Origin of the sequence: Pedobacter agri PB92 (assembly GCF_000258495.1) — a bacterium.
GTDB lineage: Bacteria > Bacteroidota > Bacteroidia > Sphingobacteriales > Sphingobacteriaceae > Pedobacter > Pedobacter agri.
Genome location: NZ_AJLG01000108.1, coordinates 1 through 17,467, shown reverse-complemented (window position 1 = coordinate 17,467; position 17,467 = coordinate 1). Strand labels below are relative to the sequence as shown.

Here is a 17,467-nt window from a genome sequence, read left to right as displayed (position 1 = left end):
ATTAAACGTAAAGCTAAACCTTCACTGTATAAATATTTATCTAAACCATTGTACTGGTCTGATGGAACTGTAGAAGCAAAATAAATCGGACGTTTCCAGTCATTGTGCGCAAGAATATCGAGCATAGCCAAGGTTCCTTTGGTTACATATCCCTTATTAAAAGTCCACGTCATTTCAGGAACAATTTTCGATGCATCAGCTGCACTAACAGTACCGGTGCTTAACACTTGTTGCGGGTTAACGGTAATTTTGAAGTTTTTAGTTGGCAGGAAGTTGGATTTTGTTCCATCCTGCATCATCACTTTATCACCATCGTTATCAGAAAGTAAGAGCTCAACAATATCTTTCAACTCAACTGTTCCGTCAATTTTCTGGTCAAACGGCATTACGTCACGTTCGCCTTGAACATATTGTTCTGGCTTCATTGAAATTGGAAGCGGCTCTGATTCGTTTTGTTTCTTTTTCGCACCGTTGATGTACCAGTCTGTATCAAACAAACTCAGGTTTACAATACGAATATCCGGACGCACATTTTCAACCTCCTGAATATACCACAACGGATAAGTATCATTATCGCCGTAAGTAAATAAGATTGCATTAGGTGCGCAGGATTGTAAATAATCTAAAGCAATATCATGAGGTACCAATTTGGTTGAGCGATCGTGATCATCCCATCCTTGCTGAGCCATAATTACCGGAGCGGCTAATAAACCGATCACTGTGGCAGCCACAGCACCATTGGTTGGCGAAAGTTTTTTAAACAACCATTCTTTAATCGCCAGTGCCCCAAGGCCAATCCAAATGGCAAAGGCATAAAACGATCCTACATAAGCATAGTCACGCTCGCGTGGCTCCAAAGGTTTTTGATTGAGGTATAAAACAATGGCAATACCAGTAAAGAAAAATAATAAAGCCACGACACCTGCATCTTTTTGGTTACGTTTAAAGTGCCATAAAGCGCCGATGATTCCCATAATTAATGGTAAAAAGAAGAAGCGGTTGTATGCATTATTGTCAACAGTTGATGGAGGTAAGTTGTCCTGATTTCCCCTTAACAATGCATCAATTGGTTTAATTCCGCTTATCCATGTGCCTTCATGGCCACTTCCTTGCCCTTGTTCATCATTTTGGCGACCAGCGAAATTCCACATAAAGTAGCGCATGTACATATAACCAATCTGGTAGCTGAATAAGAAACCAACGTTGTCAACCAGGTTAGGCACCTTGGCATCATCCAAACGCATCCATTCTTTGTAAAAAGCCGCATGTCTCGCGTCATCGCTATACATACGAGGCAATAAAGTATTGTTATTATACTCGTAATCGGTTTTTACACCAGCTTTCTCGTATTTGTCGTTACCTTTTCTCCAGATCGTTTTTCCGCCTTCTTTAATGCCTGTGCGTTCTGAATTATAATTCGGACCATAACCTAAGGGTCTATCGCCGTATTGTTCACGGTTTAAGTAGCTTAGGAATGAGAAAGCATCTTTTGGTGCACTATTATTTAAGTTTGGATCCGCTTTTGCCCTGATGATAATCATTGAGAAAGAAGCATAGCCAAAAATGATCAATACGGTAGAGATCAAGCCTAGGTTTAATAATTTCTTTTGGTGCTTGATAGAATAACGAATTCCCCAAACCAATACTGCAATTAATAAAATGGCAAAAAACAATACACCGGTTCCAAAGCCTAAACCTAAAGTATTTACAAAGAATAAGTCGAAGTAAGCGCCAAATGAAACCAAATACTGGATGATACCATATTGAATTACTGCAAGGATCAAAATGCCGACAACCAGGGTTTTTACAATTCCTGAAGTGGTGGCTTTGCCTGTTCTTTTGAAATAATAGATAAATGCTAACGCTGGAATAGTTAATAAGTTTAACAAGTGAATACCAATTGATAAACCCATGATGTAAGCGATGAACAATAACCAGCGATCGGCTTTTGGTTCATCGGCATGTGCTTCCCATTTTAGTATTGCCCAAAATACAATGGCAGTAAATAAAGAGGATTGGGCATAAACTTCAGATTCTACAGCAGAAAACCAAAAACTATCAGAAAAAGTATAAGCTAAAGCACCTACGGCTCCAGCACCCATAATACTGATTAAGTTGCCGGTTGTTAATTGTTCGCCAACCTTTACAATGGTCTTTTTAGCTAATGCTGTGATGGTCCAGAATAAAAATAGGATGGTAGCCGCACTAGAAATAGCCGAACCAATGTTCATCCAGTAAGCAATGCGGGTTAAATCTCCTGCGGCGAAAACCGAGAAGAAACGTTGGATCATCAAGAACAATGGTGCACCTGGCTGGTGTACTACCTGCATTCTAAATGCTGACGCGATAAATTCTCCGCAGTCCCAGAAACTTGCTGATGGCTCGAGGGTTAAAACGTAAGTTATTGTGGAAATTAAAAAGCAGATCCAGCCTACTATGTTATTGACTTTTGAATAATTCATTGGTTTATTTAATGATATTAAAAACTGTTTTCACATAAAAATGCTGCCGAAATTAACTATTCTAGTCGATAAAACAGGTAAATTTTTGGATTGATTTAACAATATTTAACGGCTTCAGCGCATTTTGATAGAGCATTTTTACACCTTTCCATCTTCTTTAAAATTGAAAAACCCATAAACAGAATCTGAAATGCTGTTTACGGGTTATATTTATGCGCTGTAATTTAGCCTGCAGCGAATGGCGTAAAGCGATTGATCAATCCATTATACTGATTTTCTATTTTTTTGCTAAGCTCATACTGTTTAAATGTTTGGGTTAGCTTCACCATCTGTGCCAGATAAGTTAGGTAAATACGAACATTTTGTTCTGATGCCAGTTGATTTTTACTCTCTGATACATCGGCTAAATAAGTTAACTCTTTATTGATGTGCTCGGCAGATTTACTGATCAATGCATTTGCCTGGTTTAGATCTTTTAAGCGATAAAGGCTTTCTGTAACGTAGAAAGTGCTCACTACGTGGCGCATCGTATAAAAACGATTTGGAATCACCTGAAAATATTTATTCACTAATTCTTTTCCTTCATTGATTTTTCCTTCATCGATGAGTTTCGTTAATAAGCCACCGAACATGTTCGAAACATAAGTTACATCATCTGCCGATTGTCTGTCAAGGTGATTGGCGTTTTTGATATTTCCATAAGCATACACTTTCATCAAATTGTTAAACATCGGTTTCGGATTAATCAATTCCTCATTTTCAGATACAGCACTATCTGGTTTTAATGGAAGCAATCTTTTATTCATCCCTTCAGTGTAAAGGTATTTATCAAGCCCTATATATTGATCTTTGGGCATGGTATTGGTAAAGTAAATGGGGCGTTCCCAATTGTTGTGTGTTAAAATATCAAACAAAGCCAAGGTGCCTTTACTAACATAGTTCCCGGCATAAGTCCATTCCATACTGTAGGCAATTTTGCCCGCATCTTCTTTAGGAACTGTTCCGGTATCTAAAACCTGTTTAGGGTTTACGGTTAATTTCAGGTTTTTGGTAGGCAGGATATTATACTTCGAGCCATCGCTCATGGTAGCTTTATCCTGATCGTTTTCAGAAAGCAGTACTTCCAGAATATCTTTCAGCTCAACATGCTGAGCGATTTTAAAATCCTGATAATACATTACGTCTCTGGTGCCGGCCACATATTGTTCAGGTTTGATGGTTAGTGGCAAAGGCTCAGATTGGTTTTGCTTCCGCTTCAAACCGTCGATATACCAATCGGCAGTAAATAAACTTAAATTTACCACGCGAACATCCGGACGAACATTTTCAACCTCTTGGGCATACCAAACCGGATACGTATCGTTATCGCCATAAGTAAATAGAATAGCATTTGGAGCACAAGACTCTAGATAATTCACCGCCATATCATGCGCCACATGACTGTCCGAACGATCATGATCATCCCAGCCTTGAGTTGCCATTAAAACCGGAACTGCTAGAACGGCCAGTACTGAAGCTAAAACACTGGCTTTTGCGGGAGACAATTTCTGGAAAATCCAATCTTTAAGTCCGAAAACACCTAAACCAATCCAAATGGCAAAAGCGTAAAATGATCCTACATAAGCATAATCTCTTTCGCGGGGTTCGATGGGAACAGAATTCAGGTAAATTACAATTGCTACTCCCGTAAAAACAAACAGCAAACCAATAATACCTGCATCTTTTTGATTGCGTTTGAAATGCCATACCGCACCTATTAAACCTATAATCAATGGTAAAAAGAAGAAACGGTTATAAGCTTTGTTTTCGGTAATAGATGGAGGTAGATTGGTTTGATTTCCAAGTCTAACGGCATCGATTGGTTTAATACCACTTAACCAGGCCCCGTTGCGACCACCTAATTGCCCATCTTCATTATCCTGCCTGCCTGCAAAATTCCACATAAAGTAACGCATGTACATTTGTCCGGTTTGAAATGAAAACATGTAACTCAGGTTATCCGCTAAAGTTGGCTGATGTGCATCATCAAATCCCATATAGTTTTTATAAAAATTAATATGCTCTGCTTTATCACTGTACATTCTTGGCGCCAGGGTTTTATCTGCAAAAACGTATTCAGATTTGGTTCCTGCAGATTCATATTTATCTTTTCCTTTTCTGTAAAGTTGTCCGGTTTCTTTAATGTCGATTTTTTCTGAGGTATAGTTTTCACCATAAAGCAAAGGACGATCGCCATATTGAGATCGGTTTACATAGCTTAAAAAATTAAAAGCATTTTCAGGATCGGTATTATTTAAGTTGGGTTTTGCATGTGCTCTTATAATTAAAACAGCAAAAGAACTGTAACCAAAGATTAAAAGAGTAGTGAACAGCATGATTAAATTCAATCCTTTTTTATGCTTACGGATGGAATAAAGTACGCCATAAACCAATGCTCCAATAACCAATACGGCGAAGAACAAAATTCCAGAACCGAAACCTAAACCGATTGTATTTACAAAAAAGTAATCAAAGTTCGCGGCAAAAGAAATCATATATTGGATAATGCCGAACTGAACAAATGCCAGTGCCAAAATAGAAATCATAAAAACTTTGAGTATACTTTTCCAGTTTGGATTCGGATTCTTTTTGAAATAATAAACAAAAATTAAAGCTGGGATAGCTAATAAATTTAACAGGTGCACACCAATCGAAAGCCCCATAATGTATGCCACAAAAAGCAACCAACGGTCTGCTTCTGGTTCATCTGCTATAGATTCCCATTTGAGTATTCCCCAAAAAACAATTGCGGTACAAAGAGACGACATCGCATATACTTCAGCCTCAACAGCCGAAAACCAAAAACTATCTGAAAATGCGTAAGCCAATGCACCAACCAAACCAGCACCAATAATGCTGATGATTTGAGCGCTCGTTATTTCTTCTATTTTTTTTATGATGGTCTTTTTGGCCAAAGCGGTGATGGTCCAGAAAAGGAAAAGAATAGTTCCGGCGCTAGCCAAGGCCGATGAAACGTTCATAAAGTAAGCAATCATATTTTTATCGCCCAGGGCCAGGGTAGAAAATAACCGCTGAATCATCGAAACGATAGGGGCCCCTGGCTGATGAACCACTTGCATTCGGAAGGCAGAAGCAATAAATTCTCCACAATCCCAGAAACTTACAGATTGATCTAACGTGAGAATATAAGTGATTGCGGCAATAGAAAAGCACAACCAACCCGTGATGGTATTAATTTTTGAATAATTCATAGTAAAATTTAGTCTTTGATAATAAATGATTTAAATGGTTCTCACTTAAAAAAGTCGTATAAAAAAATAAAATGTTGCATCCGATATGATGATTTTTTTATCTTTGCAACGCAACAAAGGAAGGGCAGGAAGAAATTTAAAATATTTTAAAATCACTCTTGCAAAATTAAAATAAGCTTCCTACATTTGCATTCCCTTTCGAGGATACGTTCTCGGAAAAGATTGTCCGATAGTATAAGGGTAGTACAACGGTTTTTGGTACCGTTTGTCTTGGTTCGAATCCAGGTCGGACAACGAAAATTTAATGTCGGATCGTGTTTGTAAAATGACATGATCCGATTTTTTTTTAACCGTAAACTACACGGATCATGCCATTGCAGTTTAACCCGGTAAAGTTATTTTCCGGAACAGGTTCTAGAGGACTATCACTAAAAATTGCTGAAAGTTACGGCAAACCTCTTGGTGATGTAACCATTCACAAATTCAGTGATGGCGAATTTCAACCTTCTTTTGATGAATCGATACGTGGCTGTGACGTTTTTTTAATCCAATCTACTTATCAGCCCAGCGATAATTTAATGGAACTTTTGCTAATGGTTGATGCTGCTAAAAGAGCATCGGCACATTACATTACAGCAGTTGTTCCTTATTATGGTTTGGCCCGTCAGGATAGAAAAGATAAACCTCGTGTAGCAATCGGCGCTAAATTGGTAGCTAATTTATTGAAATCGGCAGGTATTCACCGCATCATGACAATGGATTTGCATGCGGCTCAGATTCAAGGGTTCTTTGATATTCCGGTAGATCACTTAGATGGATCGGTAATCTTTGTTCCTTATATTAAAAGCTTAAACCTGCCAAATTTAACTATTGCATCGCCAGATATGGGTGGTTCATACCGGGCCCGTACTTTTGCAAAGTTTTTCAATGCTGAAGTGATTATCTGTGATAAACGCCGTAAACGTGCCAATGAAATCGAATCAATGTCGATTATTGGAGATGTAACCGGACAAGATGTAGTGTTGATTGATGATATTTGCGATACCGCCGGTACGCTATCAAAAGCTGCGGCCCTGATTATGGAAAATGGTGCTGCAAGTGTTAGAGCGGTTTGTACGCATGCTGTGTTATCAGGTAAAGCGGTAGAAACGGTAGAAAATTCAGTTTTAACAGAATTGATCGTGACTGATACGATTCCATTAAGAGTGGAGAGCGAGAAAATAAGAGTGCTAAGCACAGCAAGTTTGTTTGCGAGGGCAATCGCCAATGTAAATGAACACGGTTCGATTAGTGACTTGTTTAGAGTATAAAATTTAGGTAGAGGGTAGGGGGTTAAGACTTAATGTCTTTATACTCAATACTTGATACTTACTACTAATAAATAAATATAAATAAAATGAAAACAATCGCAATTAGCGGTTCTCCAAGAGAGAACGTAGGGAAACGCGATGCCAAGGAACTTCGTTACGAAGGTAAGGTTCCGGCGGTATTGTATGGTGGAAAAGAGCAACAACACTTAGCTGTAGTTATTGCTGATTTAAGAGATGTTATTTATACCCCGGAAGTAAATTTTGTGGAAATTGATGTTAACGGTGCTAAAACTAAAGCAATCGTTAAAGACACTCAATACCACCCACTTACTGACGTGTTAATGCACATCGATTTTCTTCAGTTATTCGACGAGAAAGAAATCGTAATGGAAATTCCAGTTAAATTAACAGGAACTTCTCCAGGTGTTAAAATGGGGGGTAAATTAATTCAGAAATTACGTAAACTTCGCGTTAAAGCTTTACCAGCTAACATGCCACAAAACGTTGAAGTAAGCTTAGAGAAATTAGAAGTAGGTAGTTTATTCCGCGTTCGCGACCTTAAAGTTGACGGATTCGTAATCACTAACACTCCTGAAGATACTATCGTTTCTGTTGCAATGTCTAGAGCATTAAAACAAGCAGAAACTGAAGCTGCTAAAGGTAAAAAATAATCAAGCTTTCTTGATTTTAAAAAAAAAACGGCTCGAATTTTCGAGCCGTTTTTTTTGTTTTAATATTTTTGCAAATAATCTTTCCGATACCAAGTCATTCCGCTGTCGCAAATTGTATGGATTTTTAATGAGGTTATTATTAAGGTTCTGGAATGAATTCAGGATGATGACGATATATAGTATTTTCTGAATATTCTTTCTTCAGCTTTAATCTTTGAGCTTTTTGCTTTAAGCTTCCGCTTTTATCTTTGGTCTTTCCGCATTAAGCTTTACCTTTGCGCCATGAAATATCTTATCATTGGCTTAGGTAATATAGGTCCGGATTATGCCCATACACGTCATAACATAGGTTTTGATATTGCCGATCAGCTCGTTAAAGATTTAGGTGGAAGTTTTGATAACATCCGTTTAGCTTATTATGCTGAAGTGAGTTTTAAAGGAAAAAAACTTCACGTAATTAAACCTACCACTTTCATGAACCTAAGCGGTAAGGCTGTAAATTACTGGATGAAAGAATTAAAGATCGCTCCAGAAAATGTTCTGGTAGTAGTGGATGATCTCGCCTTGCCCCTTGGCAAATTGCGATTAAAGCTTCAGGGCTCCAGCGCCGGGCATAATGGTTTAAAAAGTATAGAAGAGGTTTGCGGCGGACAAAATTATGCCCGTTTACGTTTTGGTATTGGTAGCGATTATCCAAAAGGCCGTCAGGTAGATTTTGTTTTAGGTTTGTTCGATAAAGATGAACAGCTCGAGCTTCCAGCCTTAATTGATAAAAGTGTAGATTTGATTAAAAGTTATGTAACTGTTGGTCCGGCGCACACCATGACCGCTTTCAATAAATAATCGTAAATAATACCCTAAAAACCTCTTATGACTTTAGCTGAATTCCGGGATTCCTTAAAATTAGATCAGCCAAAGCCAAATCTGTCTGTTCCATTAAAGGCACTTTGGTATGATGGCAAGGGAGAGTGGAACAATGCCCATAATGAAGTGGACCATTTAAGTGATATCTCTTCTTCTCGTATTCATGCCTATTTACATCGCAAAGAAGGTGATATCTGGAATGCCGATTACTGGTACAGGAAAGCAAAGGAAACTCGTCCGAATGTTTCTTTGGAAGAAGAGTGGGAAATGTTGGTAACAAGATTTCTGTAAAGAATTCGAGGCACAAACGTTTCAGTTTCCTTGTTGATTAATAACTAAGATCAATAAAATATCTGGCACAAAAAAAGAGACCACCTTTCGATGATCTCTTCATTATATTGTATTAGCTAAATGATTATTTAACTTGTTCTTCAGCCCTTGCGATATAGGCATCAATCATTTGCGCCTCGGCACTTTCAGGGTATTGCGTTTTGATTTTGGTGTAAGCCTCAACTGCACCTTTAAAATCTTTTTGATTTTCTGCAACCAAACCTAATTTTTTAAGAAACATTGGAGAAGTGAATTTGCTTGCTTTATCAGAAGCTTTTTTGTAATATGTTGAAGCTTGTTTGTAGTCTTTTAATTCACTGTAAGCATCACCCAATAAACCTAAAGCTAAAGGGTCTGCAACCGGGCTTCCAGTAGCGCTATATTTACTTAATGATTCCACAGCTTGTTTATAGTCGCCTTTACGCAAGTAAATTCCGCCTAAATATAAGTTGGCTAAGTTAGCCGATTTTGTATTATCATATTCTTTAGCGATTTGCTCCAAACCAGGATAACCACCTTCGCCTTTAATTGCTTTGTTAGATAAAGAATCTACACCGATATATTGTTCTGCTTTAAACATTTTGCTTGCAGCTTCTTCGGCACGACCTTTCAAGTACACATTTTGATACCAAAAATATACACCAATTAATAAAACCACAGCACCTGCTATAAATAGTAAGCTCTTGTTATTTTCCTGTAAGAATGAACCTTTTTTAGTAGGTTGAATTGTCTGGTTATCTGTTGTAGACATGTTTGTTTAAAAAATTTAAGATTGCAAAAATACATTTTTCAATCAAAGAATCAATCTTTATTTTGAAGTATTTAATTAAACATTAGTTATTTAGAGGGTAAAAAACGGTAAATTGCGCCATATTTATGTGGTTAAAGAATATTACGCTTCTAAATTTCAAAAACTATAACGATGCTGACATCCAGTTTTCGGATACGGTAAACGTTTTTACGGGTGATAATGGCTCTGGTAAAACCAATATGCTCGATGCGATTCATTACCTCTGCCTTTGTAAAAGCTATTTTAATCCTATTGATGGCCAGCAAATAAAAGCAGGTCAGGAAATTTTTATGATTCAGGGCGATTTTGACCGAAGCAATAAAAACGAAAAAATTTCATGTGGCGTAAAGCGTAACCAGAAAAAACAGTTTAAACGCAATAAAAAGGAATACGATAAACTTGCAGACCATATTGGATTATTTCCTGTAGTAATGGTTTCTCCATATGATGTGAATTTAATTATGGAAGGGAGCGAGGAACGCAGAAAGTTTATTGACAACGTCATTTCTCAAACCGATTCACACTATCTCGATCAGCTAATCTCTTACAATAGAATTCTTCTCAACAGAAATGCATTGCTAAAACAAATTGCAATTACCCGAAAATATGATCCTACATTATTGGAGATTTTGGATGAGCAACTGGTTTTAGCGGGGAATAAAATATTTGCCACCCGAAAGGCTTTTATGGATGAGTTTATTCCGCTGTTTAATCAATATTATACCTACCTTACTGAAAATAAAGAAACCGTTGAATTAAATTATCAATCTCAGTTGAATGATAGTGCTTTTGGTGAGTTGCTGCAAAAGTCGGTTGAAAAGGATCGGGTTTTAGAACGTACCACCACGGGCATTCACAAAGATGAGCTGGCTTTTGTAATTAGCGGAATGCCCCTAAAGAAGTTTGGATCACAGGGCCAGCAGAAATCTTTCTTAATTGCGTTGAAGATAGCACAGTATGCCTATCTCGCCAAAAACAAAGGATTCAAACCATTGCTTCTGCTCGATGATATATTTGATAAATTAGATGATAGCCGGGTGCAGAAGTTGATGCAAATGGTCTCTCATCACGATTTCGGACAAATATTTATTACCGATACAGGGAAAGAAAGAGTGAAATCTATTTTTGAAAAAATAGAAGTTGATGTAACTTTGTTTGAAGTAGAAGAGGGACAAATAAAAAATGCGTAAACCGAATGATATTACCATGAAAGATGCCGTGAGCAAAATGCTTGACGTGTATCGCTTACGCCGTAAATTCGATGAAACCTCTATTTTGGCGGTGTGGCCTGAAATTATGGGGACCGCTATTGCCAACAGAACCACCCAACTTTATATTCATGATAAAAAATTATTTATCAGAATAGAATCTTCGGTGATTAAAAATGAACTGGTGTTGGTTAGACAAGGGATTATTCAAAAGTTAAACGAACATGCCGGTAGTCAGGTAATCACTGAAATGGTGTTTCTTTAAAATTACATCTAATAGCATATGCTTGTAATATAATAAGCCTGATTATGAAAATAATCAGGCTTATTATTTGGGCTCCAAACTTAAGGATGCCGGGCTAAAACTAGCTTCTTCCGCCACCAAATATTTTGGCCAAAATCCAGATCAGTAGTGCAACTACCACTACAACTATAATGATACCAGACCAAATGCCGGCTTTAAATATACCTCCAACAAGTTCACAACTGCTTAAGGTAGTGCATAAAAATGCGATTAGTGCTATAGGTAGTATCTTTTTCATATGATGTTAAATTATGTATATGCTAACATCAAAGCGTAAAGAAAGTTTTAATTAAGGCTATTTGCCGTTAACTTTTAACAATTCTACTTCAAAAATTAAAGCACTATATGGTGGAATATCAGCACCTGCGCCGCGTTCGCCATAAGCTAAGTTATACGGAATGAAGAACTTATATTTTGAGCCTGCAGGCATTAACTGAACGCCTTCAGTCCACCCAGGTATAACCCTGTTTAACGGGAAACTAATTGGCTCGCCTCTGTCATAAGAGCTATCAAATTGTTTGCCGTTTAATAAAGTTCCTTTGTAATGAACCAAAACTGAATCAGTAGCTGTTGGTTTTACGCCAGTTCCGGCAGTTAAAACCTCGTATTGTAAACCGCTGGCTGTTGTTTGTACGCCAGCACGTTTTTTGTTTTGTTCTAAGAAATCTTGTCCTTCTTTTATCATGGGTGCAAATTTAATTTTGTTTGCTTCAGCTTCAGCTTTGTTTTTTACTGCTGATGCTTTTGTAATAGCTTCGTTAATACACTGTTGGGCTTGTTCCTGGGTTAAAATAACTTTACCGCCGGTAAATGCGTCTTTCAATCCCTTCAACAAAACGTCGTAATTTAACGTAGATAAACCGGTGGATTTTAAGCCCGATCCGATTGAAGTTCCGAAAGCGTAACTCGTAGAATCGAGGCCTGATCTCAGTCCGGTAGTAACCGTAGTTGTTTTTGTGGTCGTAACGGTTTTCCTGGCAACAGGTTTTTTTGCAGCAGTTTTAGTTTGTGCATTTGCTGCAACAGCGATACTTGAAATGCATACCGCTAATAAAAATTTCTTCATTGTGTATGGTGTTGTGATATTTTCAACGTTATATCCGGTTGATTATTTTAAGTTGGAAAGATACAAAATTGATAAAACAATAAAACCCCGAATGATCGAGGTTTCATTGTAATTTTTTCTCTTATAAAAGACTAGAAACGCTCATCTGCTTTGAAGAAGAAGTTGCCTTCGATTTCAGCGTTTTCATCAGAGTCTGATCCGTGAACCGCATTAGCATCAATTGATTTCGCATATTTCTGACGGATAGTTCCTTCAGCAGCTTCAGCTGGGTTAGTAGCGCCAATTAATTTTCTGAAATCTTCAATTGCATTATCTTTTTCTAAAATGGCAGCAACGATAGGTCCTGAAGACATAAAGCTTACTAAATCTTTGTAGAAAGGACGTTCAGCGTGAACTGCATAAAACTGACCAGCAGTTTCATCAGTTAACTTTGTATATTTTAATGCAACAATTTTGAAACCTGCATTGGTAATGTCGTTTATGATCGATCCGATGTGGCCGTTTGCAACTGCATCAGGCTTGATCATTGTAAAAGTTCTGTTAGTGCTCATTGTATGAATATGAAATTTTCTGCAAAAATACGTTTTAATTGATGAATATTAAAAGGATAACGTTAAATAGCTGACATTAATATTAATTTTTACTTAGCTTTGCAGCGCAAAAATATATGTTGACATTAACAGAATTAAAATCCCTACTGGCTACGCCACAACGAATTGTGATCACTACGCATCATAAACCTGATGGCGATGCAATGGGCTCATCATTAGGTTTATATGGATATCTGATTCAAAAAGGTCATCATGTAAAAGTGGTTACGCCAACCGATTATCCTAGTTTTTTGCACTGGATGCCGAATAACGGAGATGTAATCATCTTTACTGAAGAGCAGGAAAAGGCTACAAAATTGGTAGATGAAGCTTCCATTATTTTTTGTTTAGACTTTAGTACCTTAGGTCGCATCAATGAGCTTGGCGAATTGGTGAGGGCTGCTGGCGCTAAAAAGGTGATGATAGATCATCACCTGGAACCCGAAGATTTTGACGATTATCGTCATTGGGATATCAATGCCTGTGCTGCTGCACAATTGGTTTATGATTTTATTGTGAACCAATTAGATGACAAAGCAGGGATTAACAAAGATGTGGCATCTTGTTTATACACAGGAATCATGACAGATTCAGGTTCGTTTCGTTTTGAGTCCGCAACATCAAATGTTTATCGCATTGCTGCTGATTTAATTGATCTTGGTGCAGAACACTGGAAAATTCATCAGGCAGTTTACGATAATGCCAGCGAGGATCGTTTGCGTTTTCTGGGTTACTGTTTATCAAACAAACTAGAGGTAATCAGGGAATATAATACAGCAATAATTTCTGTAACAAAAGAGGAGCTTTATCGCTTTAAAAGTGAAACCGGCGATACCGAGGGTGTTGTAAATTACGCTCTATCAATTAATGGTGTTCGCCTGGCGGCGCTAATTATCGAAAGAACAGACAAAGTGAAGCTATCGGTTCGATCTACAGGCGATTTCCCTGCAAACGAAATTTGCAAGAAATACTTTAACGGTGGCGGGCACAGAAATGCTGCCGGCGGCGCTTCAGAAAAACCGTTGAATGAGGTAGTAGAGGAATTTAAATCTATACTCGAGGAATATAAAAATCAATTAATTGCATAAGCAAGAAACCAAATAAAAACAAGTTTAATTATAAAAATGAAAAAAGGAATAATTGTTCTTTTAGCGGCAACTTTAGGTTTAGCTGCTTGTAACAAAGAAAAAAAGGGAGCGGGTGGTTTGTTATATACTATTCACCATTCTGAAGGAAATGAAAAAATTAAAGAAGGTGATATCGTTAAAATGAACTTTATTCAGAAAAATGATAAAGATTCGGTTTTAGGCAGCACTTATGACATGGAAAGCCCTCAGGTATTTCCTGTTCAGAAAAAAATGTATGCTGGTGATATGAATGATGTACTAACCTTGTTTGGAGAAGGTGATAGTGCAACTTTCAAAGTAAACCTTGATACAATGGCTTTCTATAGCAAACAACCTAAGCCAGAGCAATTCAAAAATGATAAATACATCACTTTTACAGTGAAAATTGAAAAAGTATTTGCTAAGAAAGCGGGCGAAGCTGATTCAACTTTCAACAAAAGAGCTGGTGAGTTTTTCCAGGCTGATTTCAAAGCAAGTGCGGATAAAAAGAAAAATGCGGAAGAAGGAAAGTTGAAAGCCTACATTGCAGATAACAATTTAAAAACAACTACTTCGGCAACCGGTCTGCAATATATTATCAAAACTCCGGGTAACGCAGAAAGAGCCGCTTTAGGCGATACCGTTACTTTAAGTTATACAGGTAGGGTTACGAAGAAAAATGATAAAGGAAAATACCCTATTTTTGATACCAGCGATGAAAAAACTGCTAAAGAAGAAGGTAAATTTCAAGCAGGAAGACCATATGGCCCAACTAAAATGGCTATTGGATCAACTATTCCTGGTTTTACAGAAGCAATTCAGTTAATTGGTAAAGGTGGTAAAATTACAGCCATTATCCCTTCAAAACTTGGATATGGTGAGCAAGGCGCTCCTCAGGTAGGTATTTTACCATACAGTCCAATCGTTTTTGATATCGAAATTACTGACATCAAAAAAGGTACAGCACCAACTCCTGCAGCCCCGGCAGCACCTGCTATTAAATAAGAAGTTTATAATCTAATGAATAAAAAATCTTGCCCAGTAATATTGGGCAAGATTTTTGTGTTTAAAAGCCTGCCAAACGACGAAATGAACGCAAATTAGGTTCATGGTCTACAATACAATCTAAACAATAATGAAAAGAACATTAATAATTTTATTTGCTGCAATTCTGGGTCTAACTGCTTGTAATAAATTTGAAAAGGGCGAGGGAGACATGACCTATAAAATTTACAAAAGTGAGGGAAAACCTAAAATTCAGGAAGGCGATTTCATTAAGTTTAATGGAATACAGATGATTGAGACAAAAGATGGAGACTCAACGCTAGTGAATACTTACGATAATGAACGCCCGGCATTTTTCCCGGTAACGAAATCGATGTTTAAAGGTGACCTGGTTTCTGCATTGAAGCTTTTGGGTGAAGGTGATAGCGCCTCATTTAAACTCAATTTGGATTCAATGGCCAAATATTCTGGACAGCCAAAACCAGCAGAGGCTAAAAATAACTATGCAACCTTTACCGTAAAAATTGAAAAGGTGTTGCATAAAGTTGCAAACGAAGCTGATTCAGTTTTTGAAAATAAAAAACGGGATTTTTATAAAGCAGAATATGAGGTTTTGATCGCAAAAAACAAAGCGAACGAGGCAGCTAAAATAGCAAAGTACATTGCAGATAATGATCTAAAAATCACAACTACAGCATCTGGATTAAATTATATCATCGAGGCACCGGGAAATGCAGTTCGTGCTGAATTAACAGATACGATTTTGGTGGATTATACTGGTCAGTTTACCAATAAGAAAGCTGATGGCAAAATCAATGTATTCGATACATCAAATGCAGGAATTGCGAAAGAGGCGGGGATCTATTCACCTATGGCGCAGTACGCAGCCAGACCGCTTGTTTTGGGCCAGTTGCCTGCAGGATTTGCTGAAGGTGTTAAGATGATCGGTATTGGTGGCAAAATTAAAATTATTATTCCATCTAAATTAGGTTATGGAGAAAACGGCGGCGGCCCTATCAATCCATTTACACCTCTGGTTTTTGATATTGAATTAAAATCAATAATTAAGCCTAACGCCGTAGCAGCAGGAAACAGATAGATTTCACTTATTTCTATGAATCCCAAAAATTGATTTAGTGGTCAGTTTTTGGGATTTTTTTTGTCTATATTTTTTCACACTTCAATCGCAATAATTTTTATAAATTAGGTTAACCACTAACCAATCTATATGATGCGCTTGCAACAATCTACTTTTTATAAGTACGGCAAAATCGTGTTGTTATTTTATCTTTTGGTTGCTTGTTGCGCAAAAGTTTTTGGTCAGAATAAACAAAAAGAAATCGATCGGCTGATTGTACAGGTACCCATGCTTATGCGTAGTTATGCGAGTAGTGCAAAAAAGCAAATTGCCATAATCAATCATCTCTCCAATCAGTACCATTACCAGCACGGGAAGATCGAAAGTGCCTTTTTTCGCTCCTGGATAAAATATCGTGAAGCCTCAACAGATGATTGCATCATCTCAATTGATAGTGCGCTTAAAAATATTGCCTTAATCGAAAAAGATTCTTCAGTAGTTAAATTTTATATTTTAAAAGGCCAATGCTACGTTAAAAAACGATTGTTTAATCACGCAGTAGATCATTTTAGTATGGCGCTCGACATTGCTGAGAAAAACAAGGATATCACTAATAAAACAGGCGCTTTAATCAGCATTGGCTGGGCCTACATGGAAAATGCGAAGCCGCTCGAAGCCATCAACTTTTTTAACGAGGTTCTTAGGCTCAACCCTCAAAAAAAATATCAAAACAGGGCAACGGTATTATGTAATATTGCTTCTTGTTATAATTTATTAAAGCATTATCAATATGCTGAAAAATATGCATTGCAAGGGATTCGAACTGCTAAAGAATTAAATAGTGTGATGGACCTGGCGAACGGCCTGAATATTCTGGCCAGAAGTTATTACCATCGGAATCAGTTTCCAAAGGCCAAACTTTATTTGCATGAAGCCAGCATAGCAAGAGCTAAAATTGCCGATCCTGCAATGCTGGCCAGTGATTATCTGGAGCTTGCTGATGTTTACAATAAGTCAGAAATGCCTGCGGCAGGTATTGAATATGCCCGCAAAGCGGAATTGATAGCGCAAAAAAATAAGATAGATTTAAAACTGGAGAATGCTTACACCATCCTAAGCAAATTATATAGTAAAACCGGAGATTATAAACGTGCTGCTTCGTATTATGAAAAACTCATTTCGTTGAGGAAAGAAAATGAAAGTGAAGATTATGTCAAAGCACTTGCTGAATTGCAGGTGAAATATGATAGCGAGAAAAAGGCGTCTGAAAACCTCAAGCTTAAAGAAGAAAATCTCGAAAACAGACTTAATATCAGTAATAAACAACGTTGGCTTATTATTTTGATCGCCAGTTTATCTGTATTTATATCAAGCAGTATTTTATTTTTATTTCTATATTCAAAACAAGTATAAAAGCCAGAATGCGGTACAG

16 protein-coding genes are annotated in these 17,467 nt (G+C 37.3%); 10 read left to right on the top strand and 6 right to left on the bottom strand.

The genetic code is table 11. From position 1 onward, the window contains the following. A partial coding sequence (locus ON09_RS15410; protein WP_010601962.1) for a glycosyltransferase family 117 protein occupies positions 1 to 2,462 on the bottom strand: 2,462 nt, incomplete at its 3' end. A gap of 224 nt (positions 2,463 to 2,686) precedes the next feature. Continuing rightward, entirely contained in the window at positions 2,687 to 5,713 is a 3,027-nt protein-coding gene (locus tag ON09_RS15405; protein ID WP_010601961.1) for a glycosyltransferase family 117 protein, read from the bottom strand. A gap of 368 nt (positions 5,714 to 6,081) precedes the next feature. Between ON09_RS15405 and ON09_RS15395 the strand changes: the two genes are divergently transcribed. From ON09_RS15395 to ON09_RS15380, 4 genes are all read left to right on the top strand, one after another. Beyond that, entirely contained in the window at positions 6,082 to 7,023 is a 942-nt protein-coding gene (locus ON09_RS15395) for a ribose-phosphate pyrophosphokinase (RefSeq protein WP_010601960.1), read from the top strand. Between the two features lie 86 nt (positions 7,024 to 7,109). Continuing rightward, on the top strand, positions 7,110 to 7,694 hold the full coding sequence (locus ON09_RS15390; protein ID WP_010601959.1) for a 50S ribosomal protein L25/general stress protein Ctc: 585 nt from the start codon (positions 7,110 to 7,112) through the stop codon (positions 7,692 to 7,694). Between the two features lie 282 nt (positions 7,695 to 7,976). Further along, a complete protein-coding gene (pth, locus tag ON09_RS15385) occupies positions 7,977 to 8,537 on the top strand; it encodes an aminoacyl-tRNA hydrolase (protein ID WP_010601958.1) in 561 nt (186 codons plus the stop codon). A 27-nt stretch (positions 8,538 to 8,564) separates the two neighbouring features. Continuing rightward, positions 8,565 to 8,849: a hypothetical protein gene (locus ON09_RS15380; RefSeq protein WP_010601957.1), complete on the top strand. Its 285-nt coding sequence runs from the start codon at positions 8,565 to 8,567 to the stop codon at positions 8,847 to 8,849. 124 nt (positions 8,850 to 8,973) lie between these two features. Here ON09_RS15380 and ON09_RS15375 read toward each other — a convergent pair whose 3' ends face one another. Then, a complete protein-coding gene (locus ON09_RS15375) occupies positions 8,974 to 9,639 on the bottom strand; it encodes a tetratricopeptide repeat protein (RefSeq protein ID WP_010601956.1) in 666 nt (221 codons plus the stop codon). 125 nt (positions 9,640 to 9,764) lie between these two features. Here ON09_RS15375 and recF point away from each other — a divergent pair, with 125 nt between their 5' ends. Both recF and ON09_RS15365 read left to right on the top strand, forming a co-directional pair. Then, complete coding sequence (gene recF / locus ON09_RS15370) at positions 9,765 to 10,868, top strand: DNA replication/repair protein RecF (protein ID WP_010601955.1); 1,104 nt, start codon at positions 9,765 to 9,767, stop codon at positions 10,866 to 10,868. Beyond that, positions 10,861 to 11,151, top strand: a complete 291-nt coding sequence (locus tag ON09_RS15365) for a DUF721 domain-containing protein (RefSeq protein WP_010601954.1) — start codon at positions 10,861 to 10,863, stop codon at positions 11,149 to 11,151. Before recF ends, ON09_RS15365 begins: the two co-directional genes overlap by 8 nt. 100 nt (positions 11,152 to 11,251) lie before the next feature. On the opposite strand, the gene ON09_RS25465 is transcribed toward ON09_RS15365, so the two are convergent. The 3 genes from ON09_RS25465 to ON09_RS15355 all read right to left on the bottom strand — a co-directional run bounded on the left by ON09_RS25465 (position 11,252) and on the right by ON09_RS15355 (position 12,807). Next, a complete protein-coding gene (locus ON09_RS25465) occupies positions 11,252 to 11,428 on the bottom strand; it encodes a hypothetical protein (RefSeq protein ID WP_010601953.1) in 177 nt (58 codons plus the stop codon). Positions 11,429 to 11,485: 57 nt separating this feature from the next. Continuing rightward, positions 11,486 to 12,256, bottom strand: a complete 771-nt coding sequence (locus ON09_RS15360; RefSeq protein WP_010601952.1) for an FKBP-type peptidyl-prolyl cis-trans isomerase — start codon at positions 12,254 to 12,256, stop codon at positions 11,486 to 11,488. 131 nt (positions 12,257 to 12,387) lie between these two features. Beyond that, on the bottom strand, positions 12,388 to 12,807 hold the full coding sequence (locus ON09_RS15355) for a nucleoside-diphosphate kinase (protein WP_010601951.1): 420 nt from the start codon (positions 12,805 to 12,807) through the stop codon (positions 12,388 to 12,390). Positions 12,808 to 12,923: 116 nt separating this feature from the next. Here ON09_RS15355 and ON09_RS15350 point away from each other — a divergent pair, with 116 nt between their 5' ends. The 4 genes from ON09_RS15350 (at position 12,924) to ON09_RS15335 (ending at position 17,448) form a co-directional block, all read left to right on the top strand. Then, positions 12,924 to 13,934, top strand: a complete 1,011-nt coding sequence (locus ON09_RS15350; protein WP_010601950.1) for a DHH family phosphoesterase — start codon at positions 12,924 to 12,926, stop codon at positions 13,932 to 13,934. A 36-nt stretch (positions 13,935 to 13,970) separates the two neighbouring features. Continuing rightward, on the top strand, positions 13,971 to 14,957 hold the full coding sequence (locus tag ON09_RS15345; protein ID WP_010601949.1) for an FKBP-type peptidyl-prolyl cis-trans isomerase: 987 nt from the start codon (positions 13,971 to 13,973) through the stop codon (positions 14,955 to 14,957). 130 nt (positions 14,958 to 15,087) lie between these two features. Further along, positions 15,088 to 16,056, top strand: coding sequence for an FKBP-type peptidyl-prolyl cis-trans isomerase (locus ON09_RS15340; protein ID WP_010601948.1), 969 nt, complete (start codon positions 15,088 to 15,090; stop codon positions 16,054 to 16,056). Positions 16,057 to 16,185: 129 nt separating this feature from the next. Beyond that, positions 16,186 to 17,448 (top strand): tetratricopeptide repeat protein, encoded by a 1,263-nt coding sequence (locus ON09_RS15335; RefSeq protein WP_010601947.1) that lies wholly within the window; start codon positions 16,186 to 16,188, stop codon positions 17,446 to 17,448. The last annotated feature ends 19 nt before the right edge of the window (positions 17,449 to 17,467 follow it).